Below are 21,030 nucleotides of genomic sequence, written 5' to 3'. Positions count from 1 at the left end.
GGGCCGAGCTGATGCGGTGCGCGATCACCAGGAGGGTGCCGCCCGGGCGCGCCGCGAAGGCCCGCTCGGCGCGGGACTCCGCGACCGGGTCGAGGTGACAGGTCGCCTCGTCGAGGATCGCGAGCGGGGCGTACGCGACGTAGGCGCGGGTCAGCGCGATCAACTGGCGCTCGCCCGCGGACAGTTCACCGGGTACGAGGCCGGCGTCGAAGCCACCCAGGCGCGCGACGAGCGGTGCGAGGCCCACGACCTCTGCCGCACCGGCCAGCTCGTCCTCCGGCACCTGCTCCGACCGCAGGTACCCCAGGTTCTCCCTGAGCGTCCCGGTGAAGACATACGCCTCCTGAGGAATGAGCACGCGCCGAGCGACGGCCTCCGTCCCACGCACCCCACTGCCCCCCACGCGCACCTCTCCCGCGTCCGGCACGAGCAACCCGGCAACAATTCCAGCCAAGGTGGACTTCCCGATCCCGCTGGGCCCCACCACGGCAAGGTGCTCCCCCTGAGCCACGCTGAGCCCCAGATTCCGCAGCACGGGCTCGGCGTGCGGGCCGTAGGCGAAGGTGACGGAGGAAAGCTCAAGGGCCGGGCCCTGGGGTCCGCGACCTGCGTCGACTCCCGCACCGCCCCCGTCCCCCGGCCCCTCCCAGATCAGGCGCCGCAGCACGATCGCCAGGCGGGAGCCGCTCGTGCCCAGGCCGTGGACCAGGTTGTGGAGGGCGGGGAGCAGGGCCTGGGTGACGTAGGCGAGGGCTCCTACCAGGGCGCCCGGGGTGACTCCGTTGTCCAGGAGCCAGGGGGCCGTGGCCAGGAGCAGGACCAGCGGGAGCTGGCCGCCGATCGCCAGGGCCGCGGTGCGCAGGATGCCCCAGCGGGCCAGGGCCGCGGCCGTCCTGTACTCCGTGGCGACGCCCCGGCCCAGGTCGTCGGCGACGTCGCCCTCCGCGCCCGCCGCCGTGACGTCGCGCAACCCGGGGCAGACCACGCCGAGTTGGCTCGCGAGTTCCTCGTCCGCGACGAGGAACTCCTCCTGGCGCCTGGCCAGCGGACGCAGCGTCGCGACGAACAGCGTGATGCCCGCGAGCAGCGGCGGCGCGACCACCAGGAGGAGCAGCGGGTCCAGGGAGAAGAGGCCCACCAGGGCGCCGATCGCCGTGAAGACGAAGGAGCGGGAGACCATGATCAGGCCCGCGAAGGTGTCCCTGGCGATCTCCACCTGCTGGGTGAGCCGGGACACGGCGGCGCCGTCCGCGTCGTGCAGGCCCCGGCCGACGACCTGTCGCACCAGGGAGTCCCTGAGCGGTTCCACCAGGTCGGCGACGGCCCGGTACACGCGCCCCGTGCCGTACGCGGCGACCACCACACCGAGCCCGGCCGCGCCCAGCCACCAGAGGCCGACCGCCTCGTCGCCCGCCAGGAATCCGTCGTCCAGGGCGCGCGCCAGGGCGTATCCGGTGAGGAACGTCTGTCCGGTCTCCAGGACCGACCAGAGCGCGAGCCGCAGCACCACCGGCCACTTGCGCCACAGGAAGCGGACGCCACGGCGATAGGGACCTTGCGTGTGGGGCGGGCGGGGCGGGTTCACGCGCCGAACACCTCCCGGTACTCCGGGCGTTCCCACAGTTCCTCGTGGCTGCCCACCGCCCGGATCCGGCCGTCGTGGAGCCAGGCCACCGCGTCCGCGCGGGCCGCCGTCGCGGCCCGGTGGGCGATGATCAGGCGGCTGCGGTGCGGGGTGTGGTGGAGCAGCGCCTCGGCGATGTGGTGTTCGGTGACCGTGTCCAGGCTCGACATCGCGTCGTCCAGGATCAGCAGCCGCCCGCCGCGCGCGAACGCCCTTGCCAGGCCCAGGCGTTGGGACTCGCCACCGGAGAGCGGCGCCTGCGCGCAGGGCGTGGCGTAACCGTCCGGGAGGCGGGTGATGAAGGTGTCGGCGCGCGCGGCGCCGGCCGCCTCGCGGATCCGGTCGGGCGCCGGACGCGGGATGCCGAGGCCGATCGTGTCCTCCAGGGTCGCGCCGAGCAGCGCGGGCCGCTCGAAGGCGTAGCCGACCTCGCGGCGCAGTTCCGTCCTGTCGAGCGAGCGGAGCGGGACCCCGTCCAGGCGTACGTCCCCTTCGTCGGGGTCGGCGAGCCGCCCGGCGAGCGCGGCGAGCAGTGATTTGCCCGCGCCCGAGCGGCCGACCACGGCGAGCGTGGTGCCCGCGGGAACCGTCAGGTCGACGCCGTTGAGGACGGTACGCCCACCACGGCTCGCCATGACACCGCGCAGCTCCAACAAGCCGCCCTCAGCGGGGAGTTGCTTGTCGCCGTACGAGGCCGGAGGTTCGGTGAGGACTTCCTCGAGGCGGCGGGCCGCGGCCCTGGCCCGCACCAGGCCGCTCAACTGCCCCACGAGCATGCCGATGCCGGTGGCGAGCACCGCGTACCGGGACGCGGCGAGCAGGTCGCCGACCGAGATGCGGTGCCGGATGAGCAGCAGGCCCGCGACCGCGGCGACCGCGATCTGCAGCAGCGGCGCGACCGCGACGGCCTGCGCCTGGGAGCGACCCTGCACCCGCCACATCCGCCGTCCCTGACGGCCGAGTTCGGGCAGTTCGCCGAGGACGCGCGCCGCCTCCTTGTCCTGGGTGTGCGCGGCCGCGACGGTGCGCGCCCCGGCGATCGCCTCGCTCAGGCGCCCGGCGATGTTCCCCTGGACCCGCTGGTAGCGCGCCACGCAGTCGGAGGAGACGCGCACGAAGGTCCGCAGGAGCAGGAAGAGCACGGGTGCGCCGACGAGGAACACCGCGGCGAGCCAGCCGTCGATGAGCGCGAGGGCCACCACGGCACCGATGGGCGTGACCAGGGCGGCCAGGAGCGCGGCGAAGGTGGCGGGCGCGATGCCCGCGTGCGCCGCGTTGTCGATGAGGCGCGCCACCAGGTCGCCGTGGGCGAAGCGCGCGGTGGTGCGCGGTCCGACGGCCAGCACGTGTCCGGTGACGCGGCCGCGCAGCCAGGCGGTGGTGCGGGCGTTGGTGGTGCCGGTGAGGACGCCGTCGAGCGCGTCGAGGAGGGCGCTCGCGGTGATCAGCGCGGCGCACGCGGCGATCCAGCGGGTGGCGTCGGCGTCGCCCGTCCCCGTCAGGTGGCCGGTCAGGACGGCGTCGAGGGCGCGGCCGATCGCGAGCGGCAGCAGCAGTCCGGCGCCCGCGCTCGCGAGGGCGCACAGCGCGAGGATCGCGCAGCGGGCGGCGCTGTAGCGGGTCGCGGCGCCCAACAGGCGGGCGTCGTCGGTGGGTTGGGTTTGGTGCGGGCGGGGGGTCGTCGTCGCCATCCGGTCCGGGTCCTCGTCGCCTTCGTCGCGCCGGTCTCGTTCGTCGTCCTCGAAGCTCGTGCCGCGCACGCGGCCTTCGGCCAAAACGGTCGGCCCGGGCGGGCCCCTCGCAGGGTGCCGCCCGGGCCTTCAATACCGTGCCGGTCAGGCGCGGTTGAGCATCAGAGACAAAGAACGATGCTCGCGTCGCTCCAGCACAGCAGGAGGCTGGCCAGGCTGCCGCCGCCACCGTGGCCGCCGCCGGTCATCTCGTCGGATTCCATGCTCTGCAGGTCGAGAAGTGCCATGAACTTCCCTCTCTCTCGGGGGACTCGTGAGTTCCCTGTGGGCGGTGTCACGACCCCGCGGTGTCGCGGGACCGGCTCTGGGGCCGCCGGATCGGCGGCAGGAAGGGGACGTGCGCTCCGGTGTCGCCGAGCGCGGTGGCGAGCGCGAGGAGGCAGCCCGCCGTCCCGGTGTTGAGGTCCATGGAAAGGCGCAGCATCTGGTGTCCGGGGAAGGCGAGTTGGCCCGCGTACGACATCGCGAACCAGCCGAGCTCCTCGATCTGCGCGGCCACGTCCTCGGGTGTGATGCCCGGTGTGGTGCTGCGGTTGACGTGCAGGAGGAGTCCGGCCCGTCCCTGGAACAGCCCTGGCTGCACGCAGAAGCGCGAGTTCGCCGCGGCCAGGATGCCGGGGCGGGCCGCCTCGAACCGTTCGTCGTCCCGGTGCGTGAGGTAGTCGTCGATGACCATGCCGATGCCGACGCTGCCTTCGCCGAGGTAGGGCATGGTGCGCCAGCCCTCGTTCACGGCGAGGCTGCCGTCCCGCGGCTGGGTCACGCACTGGTCGAGGTCCGCGCGCAGGGCGCGGGCGGCGAGGTCCAGGAGGGCGGGGTCGCCGCCTCGCTCGTACAGCCGCAGGAAGAGCAGGGCGGGCCCGGTGGCGCCGCGCAGCAGTCCGGCCCTGCGTCGGCCGCCGTTCGGCGGTTCCTCGGCGGTGAGCCGTTCGCCGAGCAGTTCGGCGGCGCGCAGCGCGTACTGGCCGAGCGTGCGCTCGCCGGTGCTCTGCGCGAGGGAGTCGAGGGCGAGGCCGAGTCCGGCGAGGCCGCCGTACAGGTCGGAGGGGAGCCGCTGCCAGCGCTCCTGGAGGATGAGCTCCGTCAGGTCGAGCGCGCGCTCGCGGTGGCCTAGCCTGTCGAGTACGTGGGCGATGCCCGCGAGTCCGTCGTGGAGCCCCAACGGGGTTCCCGCCGGGGCGGGTTCGCTGTGCTTGAGGAGCCAGCGCTCGCCCTCCTCGTACCGTTCCGCGCCGCTCTCGGCGAGGGCCAGCAGCACACCGGCGGCGCCGTGCGCGAGGCCGAGCCCGCCGCCTTCGGCGAACTGCGAGATGTCGCCGGGGAAGAGCCGGTCGTCGCGCTCGGGGGTGGCGGACGCGAGGATGGCCTTGACCATCGAGTCGCGGCTGTAGGGCCAGTCGGCCGGGTCGACCAGTGGAGCGGCCGCCCGGGCCGCGGGCCTGGCGGCGCCGGTCCCGCCCCCCTCCGGAAGGCCGTTCTCCAGGGCCTCCGTGTCTCCCGCTTCGCGGACCGGCGCCCGCTCGTCCCCGACGGCCCCGGCGTCCCCGCCCGGTGCGCCGCGGTCGATCTCGGCCACGGCCTCGGCCAGGAACTCGGCGGGCACGTCGGGGAATTCGGTGGCGATCACCTGCGCGAAGTGCGCGGCCTTGCCCCGGTCTATGGAGAGCAGCGTGGTGATCGGCAGGAAGAGGGCGAGCCGCAGACAGGCCAGTGCGTAGCGGTCGACGTCGACGCCCGTGCGGTCCGGCGGCGCGAGGAATCCGGGGTGCGCGACGATCTGGCGCCCCTGGTCGCCGACGGCCGCAGCGGCCTCGAAGTCGAGGAGCGATACGGACTGTTCGTCGGGCGCGACCATGATGTTGAACAGGTGCAGGTCGTTGAAGACGACGCCCCGCTCGTGCACGGCGGCGACGGCTTCCTCGACGGCCCTGTGCATGCGCAGCGCCCAGGCCGTGTACTCCGAGATGTCGGCGGCGTCCGGCTCGCTGGTACAGAGCGGGTGCCGGTGGGCGAAGAAGGAGTTGAGGGTGGAGCCCTCCAGGAAGTCCATGACGAGGAAGCGGTGTTCGCCGAGGAGGAACCAGTCGCGCACCTCGGGTGCGACGCCGAGCCCGGAGAGCTTCTCCAGGGCGTCCCGCTCGCGTTCGAGGCGGGCCACGGCGTCGGCGCCGTCGGAGGCGAGGCCCGCGTGCGGGCGGCCCTCCTTGAGGACGACCTTGCTGCCGTCGCGGGTGTCGGTGCCCGCGTAGACCCCGCCGCCGTTGGAGAAGTGCAGGGCCTTCTCGATGCGGTACGGCAGGTCGCCGACGGTCGTCGTGTTGCGCGCGGCCAGCGCGGGTTCGAGGAAGTCGGGCAGCGTCACCCACGCGGGGACCTTGAAGGCGGGGCCGCGGTCGTCCGGCACGAGCTGCCCTTCACCGTCCTCGACGGCGGGCACGAGGGTGCCCTTGCCGTCGTCGCACATGCGGCGGGTGAACGCGCCGTACCTGACGTACAGCGGCCCCTGCTCCCAGCGCAGGTCGGTGAGGATGTAAGGGCCTTCGAACCCTTCGAGGAGCTTGCCCAACTCATCGAGAAGCTCGTGGAGTTGAGTCTCGTCGGCCGGGTAGACGGTGGCGAACTTGCCGCTCATGTCGCGGCCCGCGTACTTGCTGTTGCGCAGGTGCAGCAGGTGCTTGGCGGGCACGAACTTGAAGGGGACCGAGCGCGGCACGCAGTGGTCCCACACGAGGGCCGCGATCCGGTCGGCGTTCTCCAGGGTGGCGGAGACGTGGATCTTCCAGCCCTGCTGGGGCGTGGGGAGCGGGGTTCCCTCGTCGTCGAGCGGGACGAAGGAGAGCCAGTCGCCGGAGCGTGCGGAGCGCCATCCTTCGGGCACCGGGCGCTGGGCGGCGGGGAACTCTCGGGCACCGCTTCGGGTGCCCGTGGACGACAGCCGGTCCGGGGTCTCGTAGAAGAATCTGTCGGCCAGACAGTAGACCTCGTACCGCTTGTCCATGGTGTCCCCTCCCTGCTCGGCGTGGCAGAGAGATTTCCAGGACGTAAACGGGCGGAACAGTAACGACTGTCACCAGATCGCCGTGCGGAACGCATGCGTAAAGTGGCGTTCGCCCTTGTTCGAGTGCACAGAATATCCAGGGGATCGACACATGGCGATGCCCGCGTCGCGCTGGTTCGAACACGACGCGGGCATCCGCCAGTTGACGTAGGAAGGCCGCCCCTGAGCCTCCCTCGGGCCGCCCTTGAGCCTCCCTCAGGCCGCCCTCAAGCCGCCCTCCGGCCTAGTCCTCAGGTGGGAAGACGACCTCCCCGCTGTCCGCGAGCGTGATCGTGATCGCCTCGACCGGGCAGCCCTCCGCGGCCTCCAGGACCTTTTCGTTGGCGTCGGTGTCGGGGTGGGTGGGGTGCGACTGACGGGCGGAGTCGAGGGTGAAGCCGTCGGGCGCGGTGCCCACGCACATCCCCGACCCGATGCAGACCGACCGGTCGACCTCGACGTGCCAGCGGTCGCCCATCAGGCACCACTCCCCTCGTAGCCCGCGGGCAGGTGGATCATCTGGTGCTCGAAGTACTCGGCGTACCCCTCGGGCCCGAACTCCCGCCCGATACCCGAGTTCTTGAAGCCGCCGAAGGGTCCGAGCATGTCGAGGCTGAAGGTGTTCACGGAGTACGTCCCGGTGCGCACCTGCCGCGCGACATCGATGCCGCGTTCGACGTCGGCCGTCCACACGCTGCCGCTGAGCCCGTAGTCGGAGTCGTTGGCGATCTTCACGGCCTCGTCCTGTTCGCCGTACGGCAGCAGGCAGATGACGGGGCCGAAGATCTCCTCGCGGGCGACGCGCATGGAGTTGTCGACGTCGCCGAAGAGCGTCGGCTCGACGTACCAGCCCTGATCGAGCCCGGCGGGACGGCCGCCGCCCGCGAGGATCTTGGCGCCCTCCTCCTGGCCGATGCGGATGTAGTCGAGGGAGCGCCGCTGCTGGCGCTCGGCGACCAGCGGGCCGAGTTCGGTGGCCGGGTCGAGGGGGTCGCCGACCTTGAGCGCGGACGCGGCGGCGGCGAACGCCTCGGCGAACTCGGCGTAGCGCGTGCGCGGCACGAGGATGCGCGTCTGGGCCACGCACGCCTGGCCGTTGATCATCCAGGCGAAGGGCGCGATGCCCGCGACGGCGGTCGCCGCGTCGGCGTCCGGCAGGACGATCGCGGCGGACTTGCCGCCGAGTTCCAGGGTGACGCGGGTGAGGTTGCGGGCCGCGACCTCCATGACGCGCTTGCCCGCCGCGACGGATCCGGTGAAGGAGATCTTGTCGACGCCGGGGTGCGCGACGAGGTACTCGCTGACCTCGCGGTCCGCGGAGATGACGGAGAGGACGCCCTGCGGCAGCCCGGCCTCGGCGGCTATCTCGGCGAGGATGTACGCGTCGAGGGGCGCCTCCGGCGAGGTCTTGAGGATCACCGGGCAGCCCGCGAGCAGCGCGGGGGCGAGCTTGGCCGCGGCGGTGAACTGCGGCACGTTCCAGGGGACGACGGCCGCGACGACGCCCACCGGCTCCCGCCGTACGAGCAGCTTCCCGAGGACTCCGTCGCGCGCCTCCTCGTAGGTGAAGTCGCGGGCCACCGTGATGGCCGCGTCCCACGCCATCATCGCGGCGAGCGCCTGCACCATCACGCTGGAGGTGTACGGGGTGCCGTTCTCCGAGCTGATGACGCGGGCGATCTCCTCGTGGCGTACGGCGATCCCGTCCTTGATCCGGGTGACGACCTCGATCCGCTCGGCCAGGGTCATCCGGCGCCAGGGCCCGTCGTCGAACGCCTTGCGGGCGGTGGCGACGGCGCGGTCCACGTCGGCGGGGGCCGCGTGCGGCACGCGGGCGAAGACCTTTCCGGTGTGCGGCGACACGACGTCGATGACGCCCTTGCCGAGCGGGTCCACCAACTCCCCGCCGATGAACAGCTGTCCGTGTTCCACGAGCTCGGTCATGGCTGACTGCCTCCTGCGGAGCGCTTTCTGACACCGTTTCAGAACTGATACCAGTTCTAGTTGGAGGAGTCCACGAATCGGACGCGCAACCGGCCGCCCATTCAGTCGACTTGGGCGACTATTGGAACTAGTTCTAGTTATAGTGGCCGCACCCGACGACAAGAGACGAGGCCTCCATGACCCCGCAGGTGATCTCGCACGGCGGCGGCGTCTGGAGCATCAAGGTGCCGATCCCCGACAACCCCCTCGGCTTCACCCTCGTCCACCTCATCGACACCGACCGGGGCGCCGTCCTCATCGACACCGGCTGGGACGACCCGGCCTCCTGGAACGCCCTGGCCGACGGGCTAGCCGACTGCGGCGTCGCCGTCGACGACGTGCACGGCGTGGTCATCACGCACCACCACCCCGACCACCACGGCCTGTCCGCGAAGGTCCGCGACGCCTCGGGGGCCTGGATCGCGATGCACGCGGCGGACGCCTCCGTGGTGCGCCGCACCCGCGCCAACCCGCCGGGCCGCTGGTACGCCTACATGGCCGCCAAGCTGATGGCCGCGGGCGCCCCCGCCGAGCACGTCGCCCCGCTGGTGCGCGCCGCCGAGGAGGGCCGCCCCAGGAAGCTGCCGGGGCTCGACCCCGCGCTGCCCGACCGCGACATCGCCCCCGGCGAACTCCTCGACCTCGCGGGCCGCAGGCTGCGCGCGATCTGGACCCCCGGACACACCCCCGGCCACGTCTGCCTGCACCTGGAGGAGGACCACCCGGCCAACCTCCGCGGCAACGGCCGCCTCTTCTCCGGCGACCACCTGCTGCCCGGCATCACCCCGCACATCGGCCTGTACGAGGACCCCGACGACGCCACGGTCACCGATCCTTCCCCAAGCTCTCGGCTTCGCTCGAGCAGGGGAGACCCCATTGGCGACTACCTGGACTCCCTGGAACGGGTGGCCCGCCTCGACCCCGCCGAGATCCTCCCCGCCCACCAGCACGCGTTCACCGACGCGCCCGCCCGCGTCGGCTCGCTCATCGCCCACCACGAGGAGCGCCTCACCGGGCTGCACGCCCTCCTCGCCGAGCCCCGCACCGCCTGGCAGCTCGCCGAGCGCATGGAGTGGAACCGCCCCTGGGCCGAGATCCCCTACGGCTCGCGCAACATCGCCGTATCGGAAGCGGAGGCCCATGTGCGGCGCCTCGTGAAGCTGGGCCGCGCCGAGGTGATGCCGGGCGGCGACCCGGTGACGTACGTGGCGGTGTGAATCCCCGCCGCCCGGCCGCGCCTGGTACGGGCCGGTAGAGTGGGCGAGTCGTCCTCACGCCCGTACAGGGGGAAGCCGGTGCGAATCCGGCGCTGACCCTTCCCCAAGCTCTCGGCTCCGCTCGAGCAGGGGAGGCCCCATTCCGTAAACCGCTTCAGCGGAGAGCCGGAATGCCCGGTGCGGAACGTGACCGGCTCGCTTCATCGGACCCCGATGAGCGGCACCGTCGAGGTATACGGAGCCGGAGCCGCCCGGAAGCCGTGCTCGCAACGGACCGTGCCGCCCCGCTCCCCGCAGGGAGAGGCAACCCGCCGCATCATGAACGTTCGCCGCAGCGCAGCGGTCCTGGCCGCCGTCGCCGTGTTGGGCTCGGCCGCCGCACCGGCCGCCTTCGCGGACGACGCGAAGCCGTCGCCCTCGACCGCGCTCCCCTCGGGCCTCTACGGCAAGACCGACCCCAAGTTCGACGGCGTCTTCCGCCAGTCGTACGCCCTGCTCGCCCAGGACGCGGAGGGCGTCGAGCCCGCCGCGAAGGCCGTCGACTGGCTGACCGGGCAGCAGTGCGCGAGCGGCGGTTTCGCGGCGTACCGCGCGGACGCGAGCGCGCCGTGCAACTCCAAGACCACGGTCGACAGCAACTCCACCGCCGCGGCCGTGCAGGCGCTCGCCGCGCTCGGCAACGAGAAGAAGACGGTCGGCAAGAGCGTCGAGTGGCTGAAGTCCGTACAGAACAAGGACGGCGGCTGGGGCTACAACCCGGGCCTGCCCACCGACGCGAACTCCACCGGCATCGTCGTCGGCGCCCTCGTCGCCGCGGGCGAGAACCCCGCCGACGTGAAGTCCAAGGACGGCAAGTCCGCCTTCGACGCGCTGCCGAAGCTCGTCATGGACTGTGACAAGGACGGCGGCGCCTTCGGCCTCGCCGACCCCAAGTCCGGCAAGCTCTCGCCGAACGCCGACGCCACCGCGGCCGGTGTGCTCGGCAGCCTCGGCAGGGGCCTCGCCTCGGTGTCCCCCAAGAAGGGCGAGGCCACGAGCCCCAAGTGCGCGAAGCCGGACACCGCAACACAGGCCGCGAGCAACGGCGCGGGCTATCTGCTCGACACCCTCGGCAAGAGCGACGACCACCTGATGTCCGCGATGCCGGGCGCCAAGGACCAGCCCGACTTCGGCAACACCGCCGACGCGGTGCTCGCCCTCGCCGCCGCGGGACAGCAGGACCAGGCCAAGAAGTCCGCCGAGTGGCTCGCGAAGAACTCCGCGGACTGGGCGAAGCAGTCGGGCCCCGCCGCCTACGCCCAGCTGGTCTTCGCCGCCAACGCGGCCGGGATGGACGCCCGCGACTTCGGCGGCGCCGACCTCGTCAAGCAGCTGAACGCCACGGGCCCCGCCCCGCAGAGCGCCTCGAAGTCCCCCTCCGCGTCCGCGTCGGACGAGAAGAAGGACGACGGCGGCGGCGTCAGCATCTGGTGGATCATCGGCGTCGGCATGGTCGCGGGCATCGGCATCGGCTTCCTCTACAGCGGCAACCGCAAGAAGCAGCAGCCGTGACCGCGGGCCGTGCGCGGCGCGGGCACCGGCGGGTCGCGGCGCTCGTCGCCGTCCTGCTCTGCGCCCTCGGCGTCCTCGCCGCCGCGCCCGCCCAGGCCGTCGGATACCGCTACTGGTCGTTCTGGGAGCGCGACGGCGACCGCTGGGTCTACGCCACGCAGGGCCCCGGCACCGCCAGGCCCGACGACGGCGACGTCCAGGGCTTCCGCTACTCGGTCTCCGACGACTCCAAGGACTCCGCCACGCCGCGCGGCGCGGCGGACTTCGACGACATCTGCGCGGACAGGCCCGCGAAGGACGGCCGCAAGCGGGTCGCCCTGGTCATCGACTTCGGCCTGCCGGGGGACGCCCCCGAGGGCGAGCGGCCGCCCGCTGCCAGGACGGCCTGCGCGCAGGTCGGCGAGGACGCCACCAGCGCCGAGGCCCTCGCCACGGTCGCCAAGCCGCTGCGCTACGACAGTCACGCCCTGCTCTGCGCCATCTCCGGCTACCCGAAGTCGGGCTGCGGCGACCAGGTGTCCGGCGACGGCACGTCGAAGAAGGATCCGGCCGAGCGGGCCGCCGGTGACAAGGGCGACGGCGGCGGGCCCTCCGTCGGCCTGATCGCCGGGGCCGCCGCCGTCGTGGTGCTCGGCGGCGCCGCGCTCTGGCAGGCCCGCCGCCGTCGCGGCTGACGCGGCCTCGGACAGCACGATGACGGACCACGGCAGCGGCACGCCCGGCGCCCTCGGGCGGCGCCTGGCCCCCGCGGCGCACCGGAGCAACGCCCTGCACCCGGGTGCCTGGTGGATCTGGGCCCTCGGCCTCGGCACCGCCGCGTCGCGCACGACCAATCCGCTCCTGATCGGCCTCCTGATCGGCGTCGCCGGATACGTGGTGGCGGCGCGGCGGACGTCCGCGCCGTGGGCGAAGTCGTACGGCGCGTTCGTGAAGCTCGGCCTGCTCGTGATCGGGATCCGGCTCGTCTTCGCGATCGTGCTCGGCTCGCCGATCCCCGGTACGCACGTCCTCGTCACCCTGCCCGAGGTCCCGCTGCCCGACTGGGCGAGGGGCGTCCGGATCGGCGGCCGGGTCACCGCCGAGGGGCTGCTCTTCGCGCTGTACGACGGCATCAGGCTCGCGGGCCTGCTGATCTGCGTCGGCGCCGCGAACGCGCTGGCCAGCCCGGCGCGGCTGCTCAAGTCGCTGCCCGGCGCGCTCTACGAGGCCGGGGTCGCCGTCGTAGTGGCGATGACCTTCGCGCCGAACCTGATCACCGACGTACAGCGGCTGCGGGCCGCGCGACGGCTGCGCGGGCGCCCCGACAAGGGCGTGCGGGGGCTGCTCCAGGTGGGCCTGCCGGTCCTCGAAGGCGCCCTCGAACGCTCGGTCGCGCTGGCCGCCGCGATGGACGCGCGCGGCTTCGGCCGCAGCGCCGCCGTGCCCGCCGGGGTGCGCAGGGCCACCACCGTGCTGACGCTCGGCGGGCTCATGGGCGTGTGCGTCGGGACGTACGGACTCCTGACCGCGCAGGGCGCCGCGTACGGCCTGCCCGTCCTGGCCGTCGGGCTGCTCGCCGCGCTCGGCGGGCTCAGGCTCGGCGGCCGCAGGGCCGTGCGCACCCGCTACCGGCCCGACCGGTGGGGCGCCAGGGCCTGGGCCGTCGCCGGTTCGGGGATCGCCGTCGCGGGACTGATGATCCTCGCCTCGTCGTACGGCGTCGCGGCCCTGCAACCCGGCGTCGTGCCGCTCGTCGCGCCGACGCTGCCGCTGTGGCCCGCGGCCGCGGTGCTGATCGGTCTGCTGCCCGCTTTCGTCGCGCCGGTGCCCGCCGATTCCTCGCCCACGGTCCCCAAGGAGACGTCATGATCCGCTTCGAGGACGTCTCCGTGACGTACGAGGGAAGTGCCGGGCCCACCGTCCGGGGGGTCGATCTCACCGTCCCCGAGGGCGAGCTGGTGCTGCTCGTGGGTCCCTCGGGGGTCGGCAAGTCGACGCTGCTCGGCACGGTCAGCGGGCTCGTGCCGCACTTCACCGGCGGCACCCTGCGCGGCCGGGTGACGGTGGCGGGCCGCGACACCCGTACGCACAAGCCGCGCGAACTCGCCGACGTCGTCGGCACGGTGGGCCAGGACCCGCTCTCGCACTTCGTGACGGACACCGTCGAGGACGAGCTGGCGTACGGCATGGAGTCCCTCGGCCTCGCCCCTGACGTGATGCGCCGCCGCGTCGAGGAGACCCTCGACCTGCTCGGCCTCGCCGATCTGCGCGACCGTCCCATCGCGACGCTCTCGGGCGGCCAGCAGCAGCGCGTCGCGATCGGTTCGGTGCTCACCCCGCACCCCCAGGTGCTCGTCCTGGACGAACCGACGTCCGCGCTCGACCCCGCCGCCGCCGAAGAGGTGCTCGCGGTGCTGCAGCGCCTCGTCCACGACCTCGGCACCACGGTCCTGATGGCCGAGCACCGCCTGGAACGCGTCGTGCAGTACGCGGACCAGGTCCTGCTGCTCGCGGCCCCCGGCGAGCCGCCGGTGCTCGGCGACCCCGCCGAGCTGATGGCCCGCTCCCCCGTCTACCCGCCGGTGGTCGCCCTCGGCAGGATCGCGGGCTGGTCCCCCCTGCCCCTGACCGTGCGCGACGCGCGCCGCAGGGCGGGGCCACTGCGGGACCGCCTCGCTCGGGCGGCGTCGGAACATCCTGCCGAGTACGCACCCGGCCGGAGCCCGCGCCCGTTCGAGGGCCGCACGTCCGAACCGGCCCACGCGACGCACGCCGACGCGGCGCCCCGCACGGAGACGACGGCCGGAGGGCCCGGCGGCGGCCGCGCACCGGGCCGCTGGCCGCGCCTGCGCAGGGGTCGCGCGGCCGCACCGACCGGTACGTACCCGGAACCGGGGTCCGGACAGGCTGGACAGGCTGGACAGGAAGGGGACGGGGCGTCGGACCGTCGGCCCAGCCCGCGCGAGGACCGCGCGTCCGAGCATCCGCACGGGACATCCACCAATGCCGCGCCCGGGGCGCAGCCCACGGCCGGAAAGACCGGCGTACCGGCGCCGGGACGCCCCTCTCGGCTGCGCAAGGAGCGCGACCCCGCGCCGGTCCACGCCGCCCTGGTCGACCGGCTCGCCGTCCGGCGCGGTCGCGTCGAGGCGTTGCGGCGGGTCGACCTCACCGTCACGCCCGGCGAGACCGTCGCCCTGATGGGACGCAACGGCGCGGGCAAGTCCACGCTCCTCTCCACCCTGGTCGGCCTCCTCGAACCCACGTCCGGCACGGTCCGCGTCGGTGGTGCCGTTCCGCACCGGACGGCGCCGCGCCAGCTGATCCGGCACGTCGGCCTGGTCCCGCAGGAGCCGCGCGACCTGCTGTACGCGGACACCGTGGGCGCCGAGTGCGCGGCGGCCGACCACGACGCGGACGCGGTGCCCGGGGCGTGCCGCGCCCTGGTGAGCGAGCTGCTGCCGGGCATCGCGGACGACACGCACCCCCGGGACCTCTCCGAGGGCCAGCGCCTCGCGCTCGCCCTGTCCATCGTCCTGACCGCGCGCCCGCCCCTGCTCCTCCTCGACGAGCCGACCCGCGGCCTCGACTACGCGGCCAAGGCCCGGCTCGCCGCCGTCCTGCGGGGGCTCGCCGCCGAGGGCCACGCGATCGTGCTCGCCACGCACGACGTGGAACTGGCCGCCGAGATCGCCCACCGCGTGGTGATCCTCGCGGACGGCGAGATCGTCGCGGACGGTCCGACGCCGGAGATCGTCGTGTCGTCGCCGTCCTTCGCGCCGCAGGTCACCAAGATCCTCGCGCCGCAGGAGTGGCTGACCGTGACGCAGGTGCGCCGGGCCCTCGACGCGGCCGGGCAGGACGCGTCGTGACGGCCGCCCCCGCCACCCAGGCGCAGGCCCGCCCCATCCGCCTGGGCCGCCGCTCGATCGCCGCACTCGCCCTGGTCAGCGCCGTGGGCGTGGCCGCCTTCGGCTGGCCGCTGCTCGCCGGTACCGAGTCAGGGCTCAGCGAGCACGCGCAGGACGCGCCGTGGCTGTTCGCCGCGCTGCTCCCGCTGCTGCTCGCCGTGGTCGTGGCGACCATCGCCGACGTCGGCCTGGACGCGAAGGCCATCGCGATGCTCGGGGTGCTGGCCGCCGCGGGCGCCGCGCTGCGACCCCTTGGCGCGGGCACGGCGGGCATCGAGCCGATGTTCTTCCTGATGGTGCTGAGCGGCCGGGTGCTCGGGCCCGGCTTCGGGTTCGTCCTCGGGGCGGTGTCGATGTTCGCGTCGGCGCTGCTGACCGGCGGCGTCGGCCCGTGGATGCCCTTCCAGATGCTGTCGATGGGCTGGGTCTGCATGGGCGCGGGCCTGCTGCCGGGCCCCGACTCCCTCCGCGGCCGCAGCGAGCTGTGGCTCCTCGCGGTGTACGGGGCGGTCTCCTCCGTCCTGTACGGCACGGTCATGAACCTGCAGGGCTGGCCCTACCTCGGCGGCCTCGCCACCGGCGTCTCCTTCGTGCCGGGCGACCCGCTCGCCGACAACCTCGGCCGCTTCATCGCGTACTGCCTGGCCACCTCGCTCGGCTGGGACCTGCCGCGCGCCGTCGTCACGGTGCTGCTCAGCCTCGCGCTGGGGCCCGCCGTCCTGAAGGCGCTGCGCCGGGCCACGCGCCGCGCGGCGTTCGAGGCGCCGGTCACATTCGAGGCCCCCAAGTCGTAGGTACGCCTGCGCGTTCCGTTACATCGAGGCCCCTGCGTGGTGAGGCGGCCCACAGGACTTTGGTCCTCTACGAAGGTGGCTCGTAGCGCGCAGCCCTTGATGTGCATGCGTCAATCACCGCGCTGACCTGGGCATTGAGAGCCACATCACACGACGGACATTCGGCGCGGGTGCGACTTCCACTAGTAAATGGGGTCATTGCGGCGGGGTAACAGCCCTGCTTCTCTGGAGGAGTCGCACGGCGCCGACGAACCCACCCGGGTCGCGGCGCCGCCGCATGTCCCCCACGGATCCCCGCGATCCACGGCGTGCACGGCGACAGCCCCGTCCCCCACCGGAAGGTCCTCTGTGTCCGCCTCGCTCATCCGCCGCATCGCTTCTCCGAAGAAGGCCATCACCGGCGGCCTCGTCGCCGCAGCCGCCACCGGCATGGTCTTCGCCGCGGCCCCGGCCCAGGCAGCCACCCCGACCACCGCGAAGGCCGCTGTCCCGGCCGCCGCCCCCGCCGCCGCTCCCGCGTCCGCCCAGTCGGTCGCGAAGCAGATGATCCCGGACGCCGCGCAGTACCAGGCGTTCAGCAACATCGTGGCCCACGAGAGCGGCTGGAACCACACCGCGACCAACTCCTCCTCCGGCGCCTACGGCCTGGTCCAGGCGCTGCCCGGCTCGAAGATGGCCTCGGCGGGCTCGGACTGGAAGACCAACCCGGCGACCCAGATCAAGTGGGGCCTGGACTACATGAACTCCCGCTACGGCAGCCCGGTCGGCGCCTGGAACTTCTGGCAGGCCAACGGCTGGTACTGAGCCGCCGCGAGCCGCCACTGAGCCACCGAAAGAGGCGGCGACCCCTCCGCGGGGGTCGCCGCCTCTTTCGTACGTCCGGGTCCGCTCACCGCGCGGCGAACCACCGCGCGATCTTCGGCGCCGACTTCACCGCCGACTCCATGTGCGAGACGCCGCCCTGGTCCACGACCGGCGCCCGCACCCCGTGCGACGCGAGGTCGGCCGCGCAGCTGCGGGCGTTCCCGATGGGTACGTCGGTGTCGCCGCGCGCCGCGTAGAGCCGCACCGGCACCTCCGGCTTCCAGTCGCAGACGCCGTCGTTCGCCTCCAGCGCCTCCTTCAGGCCGCCCGTGGGATGCCGCATCCGCTCGTAGAAGCCGGGCGTGAGCAGTTCCTTCACCGACGCGGGCAGCGCGGCGAAGACGTCCTCCTCCCCGTGCCGACCGTCGAAGAGCCGCTCGACCCGGTCCGCGTAGGGGGCGCGGAACGCCTCGGCGGGGTTCTTGTAGAGCGGGTGCAGCCGGTTCTGGGCCACCAGGAAGTACGCGGTGTAGAAGATGCCGCTGGTGTCGTTGACGCGGCCGTCGAACAGGGCGGGGATCTCCTCGCCGGACAGGTCGTAGGGCCCGCTGACGGGGGCGACGGCGCGCACCCGGAACGGCAGGCTCTTGCCACCCCTCCCGCTCAGCTCCCGGGCGAGCGCCATCGCGACCTGGCCGCCCTGCGAGAATCCGGTGAGGTAGAGGTCACCGGTCAGCGTCCTGCCCGCGCGCCCCGCCGCGGCCCGCGAGGCGCGGAGCATGTCCTGGGACGCGGTCACCGCCGAGCGCGTGTCCATGTACGGATGGACGCCCGGGCCCTTGCCGAGCCCGAGGTAGTCGGGGGCGGCGACGGCGTTGCCCGACGCGGCGTACAGATAGGGGCTGAGCCGCCCGAAGTCCTCGCCGACGGAGGGCGCGTAGTCGCGGTGGACCATGGTGCCGTGGGTGTCGGAGACGAGACCGAGCGCCCGCTTCCCGGGGATCTTGGGCAGCACGAAGAGGCCGGTGGCCGTGGTGGGCCCGCCGTCCGTTCCCACGGTGCGGTAGGTGAGGCGGTACGCCGTCACTCCGTACCGCACGGTGGCCGTGTCGACCTTCCCCTTCGCCAGGAAGGCGACGACCTCGGCGCGGCTCAGGTCGGCGACCGGGGTGACCTTCAGGAGATCGCCCCGGTCACCCCGGTCGCCCCGGTCGGCACGCACGGCATGGCGGGCATCGGCCTGCGCGACGGGCGCGGCGACACCCCCGGCGAACATCAACGCGACGAGGGCGGCGGCGCATCGACGTACGGAACGGGTCGGGCCGGACGAGGAGTTGTTCATGCCCTGGACGCTACGGAGCTCCCCTGCCACGCCGACATCCGAGAGCCCCCCGGACAAGGGGTGTACGTACCACCACCCGGGGCAGGGCTTCAGCCCGTCCGGCGCTTGAGGACACCCCCAGGAGGGCGATCCCCGGGGGAATTTCAGCCCGTCCGGCGCTTGAGGACGAACTCGGCGAAGCCGGTGACAGACACCGACCCCGGACTACAGCCGCTGAATGATCGTCCCCGTAGCCACCGCACCCCCCGCACACATGGTGATGAGCGCGAACTCCTTGTCCCTGCGCTCCAGTTCGTGCAACGCCGTGGTGATGAGCCGCGCCCCCGTCGCCCCCACGGGGTGGCCGAGCGCGACCGCGCCACCGTTGACGTTGACCTTCTCCAGGTCCTGCCCGAAGACCTGCGCCCAGCTCAGCACCACGGAGGCGAACGCCTCGTTGATCTCCACGATGTCGATGTCCTTCAGGGACATCCCCGCCTTGCCGAGCACCGCGCGCGTCGCGTCGATCGGCCCGTCCAGATGGAAGTGCGGGTCGGCGCCGACCAGCGCCTGGGCGACGATGCGGGCCCGCGGCTTCAGCTTCAGCGCCCGCGCCATCCGCTTGGACGCCCACATGATGGCGGCCGAACCGTCCGAGATCTGCGAGGAGTTGCCCGCCGTGTGCACGGCGGTCGGCATCACCGGCTTGAGCCGCGCGAGGCCCTCCATGGTCGTGTCGCGCAGCCCCTCGTCGCGGTCGACGAGCCGCCACATGCCCTGCCCGCCGGACTGCTCCTCCTCCGTGGTGGGCACCTGCACGGCGAACGTCTCGCGTTTGAAGCGCTCCTCGGCCCAGGCGGTGGCGGCCCGCTCCTGGGAGATGAGGCCGAGCGAGTCCACGTTCTCGCGGGTGAGCCCGCGCTTGCGGGCGATGCGCTCGGCGGCCTCGAACTGGTTGGGCAGGTCGACGTTCCACTCGTCGGGGAAGGGCTTGCCGGGGCCGTGCTTGGATCCGGAGCCGAGCGGAACCCGCGACATCGCCTCGACGCCGCAGCTGATCCCGACGTCGATGACACCGGCCGCGACCATGTTGGCGACCATGTGGCTGGCCTGCTGCGAGGAGCCGCACTGACAGTCGACGGTGGTCGCCGCGGTCTCGTAGGGAAGTCCCATGGTGAGCCAGGCCGTGCGCGCCGGGTTCATGGACTGCTCCCCGGCGTGCGTCACCGTGCCGCCGACGATCTGTTCGACGCAGTCGGCGTGGATGCCGGTACGGCCGAGGAGCTCGCGATAGGTCTCACCGAGCAGATAGGCGGGGTGGAGATTGGCGAGCGCGCCACCGCGCTTGCCGATGGGCGTGCGTACTGCTTCGACGATGACGGGTTCCGCGGCCATGGGCTCGTCCTCTCCCTCCACGTCCCGCGAGCCGTCCCGGCGCCTCGCGAGAGGAACTAGTACGCGTTCTAGTTCTGTTGTGCAGTCTGCTGAGCGGACCCCCGGCGCCGCAAGGGTCTTGCACGTACCTTGCGCGGGACCCACACGTATTCCTCCGGTCCTGGGCCTTGCCTCTTGTAGAACCCGTTACTACCTTTCGAGCCATCTCCTGATGGTCCGTCAGAATTCAGCACACGCCTGGAGTTGCCGATGCCCTGTCCAGCGCTGCCCGACGGGTTCGACTTCACCGACCCCGACCTGCTCCAAGACCGCGTGCCCCTGCCGGAGTTCGCCCAGTTGCGGCAGACGGAACCGGTGCACTGGATCACCCAGCCGTACCGGATATCCGGCTTCGACGACACGGGCTACTGGGCCGTCACGCGACACGAGGACGTCAAGTACGTCTCCACGCACCCGGAGCTGTTCTCCTCCAACGTCAACACCGCGGTCATCCGGTTCAACGAGTCGATCAGCAGGGACCAGATCGAGGTCCAGCGGATGATCATGCTCAACATGGACCCGCCCGAGCACACCCGGGTCCGCCAGATCGTCCAGCGCGGCTTCACGCCCCGGTCCATCCGCTCCCTGGAGGAGACCCTGCGCGGCCGCGCCCGCTCCATCGTCGAGACGGCACTCGAACAGGCGGGCCCCGACGGCTCCTTCGACTTCGTCACCAACGTCGCCGTCGAACTCCCCCTCCAGGCCATCGCCGAGCTGATCGGCGTCCCGCAGCAGGACCGCTCCAAGATCTTCGACTGGTCGAACAAGATGGTGGCGTACGACGACCCGGAGTACGCCATCACGGAGGAGATCGGCGCCGAGGCGGCCATGGAGATCGTCTCGTACTCGATGAACCTCGCCGCGGCCCGCAAGGAGTGCCCGGCCAAGGACATCGTCAGCCAGCTGGTCGCCGCCGAGGACGAGGGGAACCTCTCGTCCGACGAGTTCGGCTTCTTCGTGATCCTGCTCGCGGTGGCGGGCAACGAGACCACCCGCAACGCCATCACCCACGGCATGCACGCCTTCCTCACCCACCCCGAGCAGTGGGAGCTCTACAAGCGCGAGCGCCCCGAGACGACGGCGGAGGAGATCGTGCGCTGGGCCACCCCGGTGGTCTCCTTCCAGCGCACGGCCACCCAGGACACCGAGCTCGGCGGCGCGTCGATCAAGAAGGGCGACCGGGTCGGCGTCTTCTACTCCTCGGCCAACCACGACCCCGACGTCTTCGAGGACCCCGGCACGTTCGACATCACCCGGGACCCCAACCCGCACCTCGGATTCGGCGGCGGCGGCCCGCACTTCTGCCTCGGCAAGTCCCTCGCGGTCCTGGAGATCAACCTCCTGTTCAACGCCATCGCGGACGTCCTGCCGGACCTCCGGCTCGTCTCCGACCCGCGCAGGCTCCGCTCCGCCTGGCTCAACGGGGTCAAGGAACTGCGGGTCAGCACCGGCTGACCCGCCTCCAAGGGAGGCGGGGGCAACCCCTCACGCCCGTCCCCGCCTCCCCCGGAGGGCCCCGTACGCGCAAACGGACGTATCCGGTCGACTCCCGACACGAAACCAACGTTTCCGTTGCACAGGGCGTCTTGAGAGGTGAACCTTGCCGTCCCAAGACTTCGAACGG

15 protein-coding genes and 1 pseudogene are annotated in these 21,030 nt (G+C 72.7%); 8 read left to right on the top strand and 8 right to left on the bottom strand.

All coding sequences use genetic code 11. The features are described 5' to 3' along the window. Positions 1–112: 112 nt before the first annotated feature. From CP970_RS45120 to CP970_RS30500, 6 genes and pseudogenes are all read right to left on the bottom strand, one after another. Positions 113–1,180, bottom strand: a pseudogene (locus CP970_RS45120) (ATP-binding cassette domain-containing protein); the annotation flags it as partial. Positions 1,181–1,581: 401 nt separating this feature from the next. Then, the gene (locus tag CP970_RS30520) at positions 1,582–3,315 is read right to left on the bottom strand and encodes an ABC transporter ATP-binding protein (RefSeq protein ID WP_055544711.1); all 1,734 of its coding nucleotides are present in this window, start codon (positions 3,313–3,315) and stop codon (positions 1,582–1,584) included. Positions 3,316–3,476: 161 nt separating this feature from the next. Continuing rightward, complete coding sequence (locus tag CP970_RS30515) at positions 3,477–3,602, bottom strand: SapB/AmfS family lanthipeptide (protein WP_063806018.1); 126 nt, start codon at positions 3,600–3,602, stop codon at positions 3,477–3,479. 47 nt (positions 3,603–3,649) lie between these two features. Next, positions 3,650–6,373 (bottom strand): class III lanthionine synthetase LanKC, encoded by a 2,724-nt coding sequence (gene lanKC / locus CP970_RS30510; protein WP_055544693.1) that lies wholly within the window; start codon positions 6,371–6,373, stop codon positions 3,650–3,652. 283 nt (positions 6,374–6,656) lie between these two features. Then, a complete protein-coding gene (locus tag CP970_RS30505) occupies positions 6,657–6,890 on the bottom strand; it encodes a ferredoxin (protein ID WP_055544692.1) in 234 nt (77 codons plus the stop codon). After that, positions 6,890–8,356 carry an aldehyde dehydrogenase gene (locus CP970_RS30500; protein ID WP_055544691.1) on the bottom strand — a complete coding sequence of 489 codons (1,467 nt, stop codon included), beginning with the start codon at positions 8,354–8,356 and terminating at the stop codon, positions 6,890–6,892. Before CP970_RS30500 ends, CP970_RS30505 begins: the two co-directional genes overlap by 1 nt. Before the next feature lie 176 nt (positions 8,357–8,532). Here CP970_RS30500 and CP970_RS30495 point away from each other — a divergent pair, with 176 nt between their 5' ends. The 7 genes from CP970_RS30495 to CP970_RS30465 all read left to right on the top strand — a co-directional run bounded on the left by CP970_RS30495 (position 8,533) and on the right by CP970_RS30465 (position 16,651). Then, positions 8,533–9,612, top strand: a complete 1,080-nt coding sequence (locus CP970_RS30495; protein WP_055544690.1) for an MBL fold metallo-hydrolase — start codon at positions 8,533–8,535, stop codon at positions 9,610–9,612. Between the two features lie 318 nt (positions 9,613–9,930). Then, a complete protein-coding gene (locus CP970_RS30490; RefSeq protein ID WP_055544689.1) occupies positions 9,931–11,163 on the top strand; it encodes a prenyltransferase/squalene oxidase repeat-containing protein in 1,233 nt (410 codons plus the stop codon). Further along, positions 11,160–11,837, top strand: coding sequence for an SCO2322 family protein (locus CP970_RS30485; RefSeq protein WP_107098843.1), 678 nt, complete (start codon positions 11,160–11,162; stop codon positions 11,835–11,837). Before CP970_RS30490 ends, CP970_RS30485 begins: the two co-directional genes overlap by 4 nt. Before the next feature lie 19 nt (positions 11,838–11,856). Next, positions 11,857–13,011 carry an energy-coupling factor transporter transmembrane component T gene (locus CP970_RS30480; RefSeq protein ID WP_055544688.1) on the top strand — a complete coding sequence of 385 codons (1,155 nt, stop codon included), beginning with the start codon at positions 11,857–11,859 and terminating at the stop codon, positions 13,009–13,011. After that, the gene (locus CP970_RS30475; protein WP_055544687.1) at positions 13,008–15,014 is read left to right on the top strand and encodes an ATP-binding cassette domain-containing protein; all 2,007 of its coding nucleotides are present in this window, start codon (positions 13,008–13,010) and stop codon (positions 15,012–15,014) included. The genes CP970_RS30480 and CP970_RS30475 overlap by 4 nt, the downstream gene beginning before the upstream one ends. Further along, positions 15,011–15,847, top strand: coding sequence for an ECF transporter S component (locus CP970_RS30470; protein ID WP_055544686.1), 837 nt, complete (start codon positions 15,011–15,013; stop codon positions 15,845–15,847). Before CP970_RS30475 ends, CP970_RS30470 begins: the two co-directional genes overlap by 4 nt. A 348-nt stretch (positions 15,848–16,195) precedes the next feature. Next, positions 16,196–16,651, top strand: coding sequence for an aggregation-promoting factor C-terminal-like domain-containing protein (locus CP970_RS30465; RefSeq protein ID WP_055544685.1), 456 nt, complete (start codon positions 16,196–16,198; stop codon positions 16,649–16,651). An 85-nt stretch (positions 16,652–16,736) separates the two neighbouring features. Here the strand turns inward: CP970_RS30465 and CP970_RS30460 are convergent, their stop codons facing one another. Both CP970_RS30460 and CP970_RS30455 read right to left on the bottom strand, forming a co-directional pair. After that, the gene (locus CP970_RS30460) at positions 16,737–17,993 is read right to left on the bottom strand and encodes a hypothetical protein (protein ID WP_055544684.1); all 1,257 of its coding nucleotides are present in this window, start codon (positions 17,991–17,993) and stop codon (positions 16,737–16,739) included. Between the two features lie 204 nt (positions 17,994–18,197). After that, on the bottom strand, positions 18,198–19,367 hold the full coding sequence (locus CP970_RS30455; RefSeq protein ID WP_055544683.1) for a steroid 3-ketoacyl-CoA thiolase: 1,170 nt from the start codon (positions 19,365–19,367) through the stop codon (positions 18,198–18,200). 249 nt (positions 19,368–19,616) lie between these two features. Here CP970_RS30455 and CP970_RS30450 point away from each other — a divergent pair, with 249 nt between their 5' ends. Then, positions 19,617–20,861 carry a cytochrome P450 gene (locus CP970_RS30450; protein ID WP_055544682.1) on the top strand — a complete coding sequence of 415 codons (1,245 nt, stop codon included), beginning with the start codon at positions 19,617–19,619 and terminating at the stop codon, positions 20,859–20,861. Positions 20,862–21,030: the final 169 nt, after the last annotated feature.

The sequence above is a fragment of the Streptomyces kanamyceticus genome (assembly GCF_008704495.1).
In the GTDB taxonomy this organism is placed as follows: domain Bacteria; phylum Actinomycetota; class Actinomycetes; order Streptomycetales; family Streptomycetaceae; genus Streptomyces; species Streptomyces kanamyceticus.
The sequence above is the reverse complement of the archived record's forward strand: the minus strand, read 5'-3'. Positions and strand labels throughout refer to the sequence as shown.

Excerpts from the sequence above, each read along its gene's own strand:
- lanKC (WP_055544693.1), bottom strand. The coding sequence starts at position 6,373 with ATGGACAAGCGGTACGAGGTCTACTGTCTGGCCGACAGATTCTTCTAC.
- CP970_RS30520 (WP_055544711.1), bottom strand. The coding sequence starts at position 3,315 with ATGGCGACGACGACCCCCCGCCCGCACCAAACCCAACCCACCGACGAC.
- CP970_RS30460 (WP_055544684.1), bottom strand. The coding sequence starts at position 17,993 with ATGAACAACTCCTCGTCCGGCCCGACCCGTTCCGTACGTCGATGCGCC.
- CP970_RS30515 (WP_063806018.1), bottom strand. The coding sequence starts at position 3,602 with ATGGCACTTCTCGACCTGCAGAGCATGGAATCCGACGAGATGACCGGC.
- CP970_RS30475 (WP_055544687.1), top strand. The coding sequence starts at position 13,008 with ATGATCCGCTTCGAGGACGTCTCCGTGACGTACGAGGGAAGTGCCGGG.
- CP970_RS30490 (WP_055544689.1), top strand. The coding sequence starts at position 9,931 with ATGAACGTTCGCCGCAGCGCAGCGGTCCTGGCCGCCGTCGCCGTGTTG.
- CP970_RS30505 (WP_055544692.1), bottom strand. The coding sequence starts at position 6,890 with ATGGGCGACCGCTGGCACGTCGAGGTCGACCGGTCGGTCTGCATCGGG.
- CP970_RS30480 (WP_055544688.1), top strand. The coding sequence starts at position 11,857 with ATGACGGACCACGGCAGCGGCACGCCCGGCGCCCTCGGGCGGCGCCTG.
- CP970_RS30500 (WP_055544691.1), bottom strand. The coding sequence starts at position 8,356 with ATGACCGAGCTCGTGGAACACGGACAGCTGTTCATCGGCGGGGAGTTG.
- CP970_RS30495 (WP_055544690.1), top strand. The coding sequence starts at position 8,533 with ATGACCCCGCAGGTGATCTCGCACGGCGGCGGCGTCTGGAGCATCAAG.
- CP970_RS30455 (WP_055544683.1), bottom strand. The coding sequence starts at position 19,367 with ATGGCCGCGGAACCCGTCATCGTCGAAGCAGTACGCACGCCCATCGGC.
- CP970_RS30450 (WP_055544682.1), top strand. The coding sequence starts at position 19,617 with ATGCCCTGTCCAGCGCTGCCCGACGGGTTCGACTTCACCGACCCCGAC.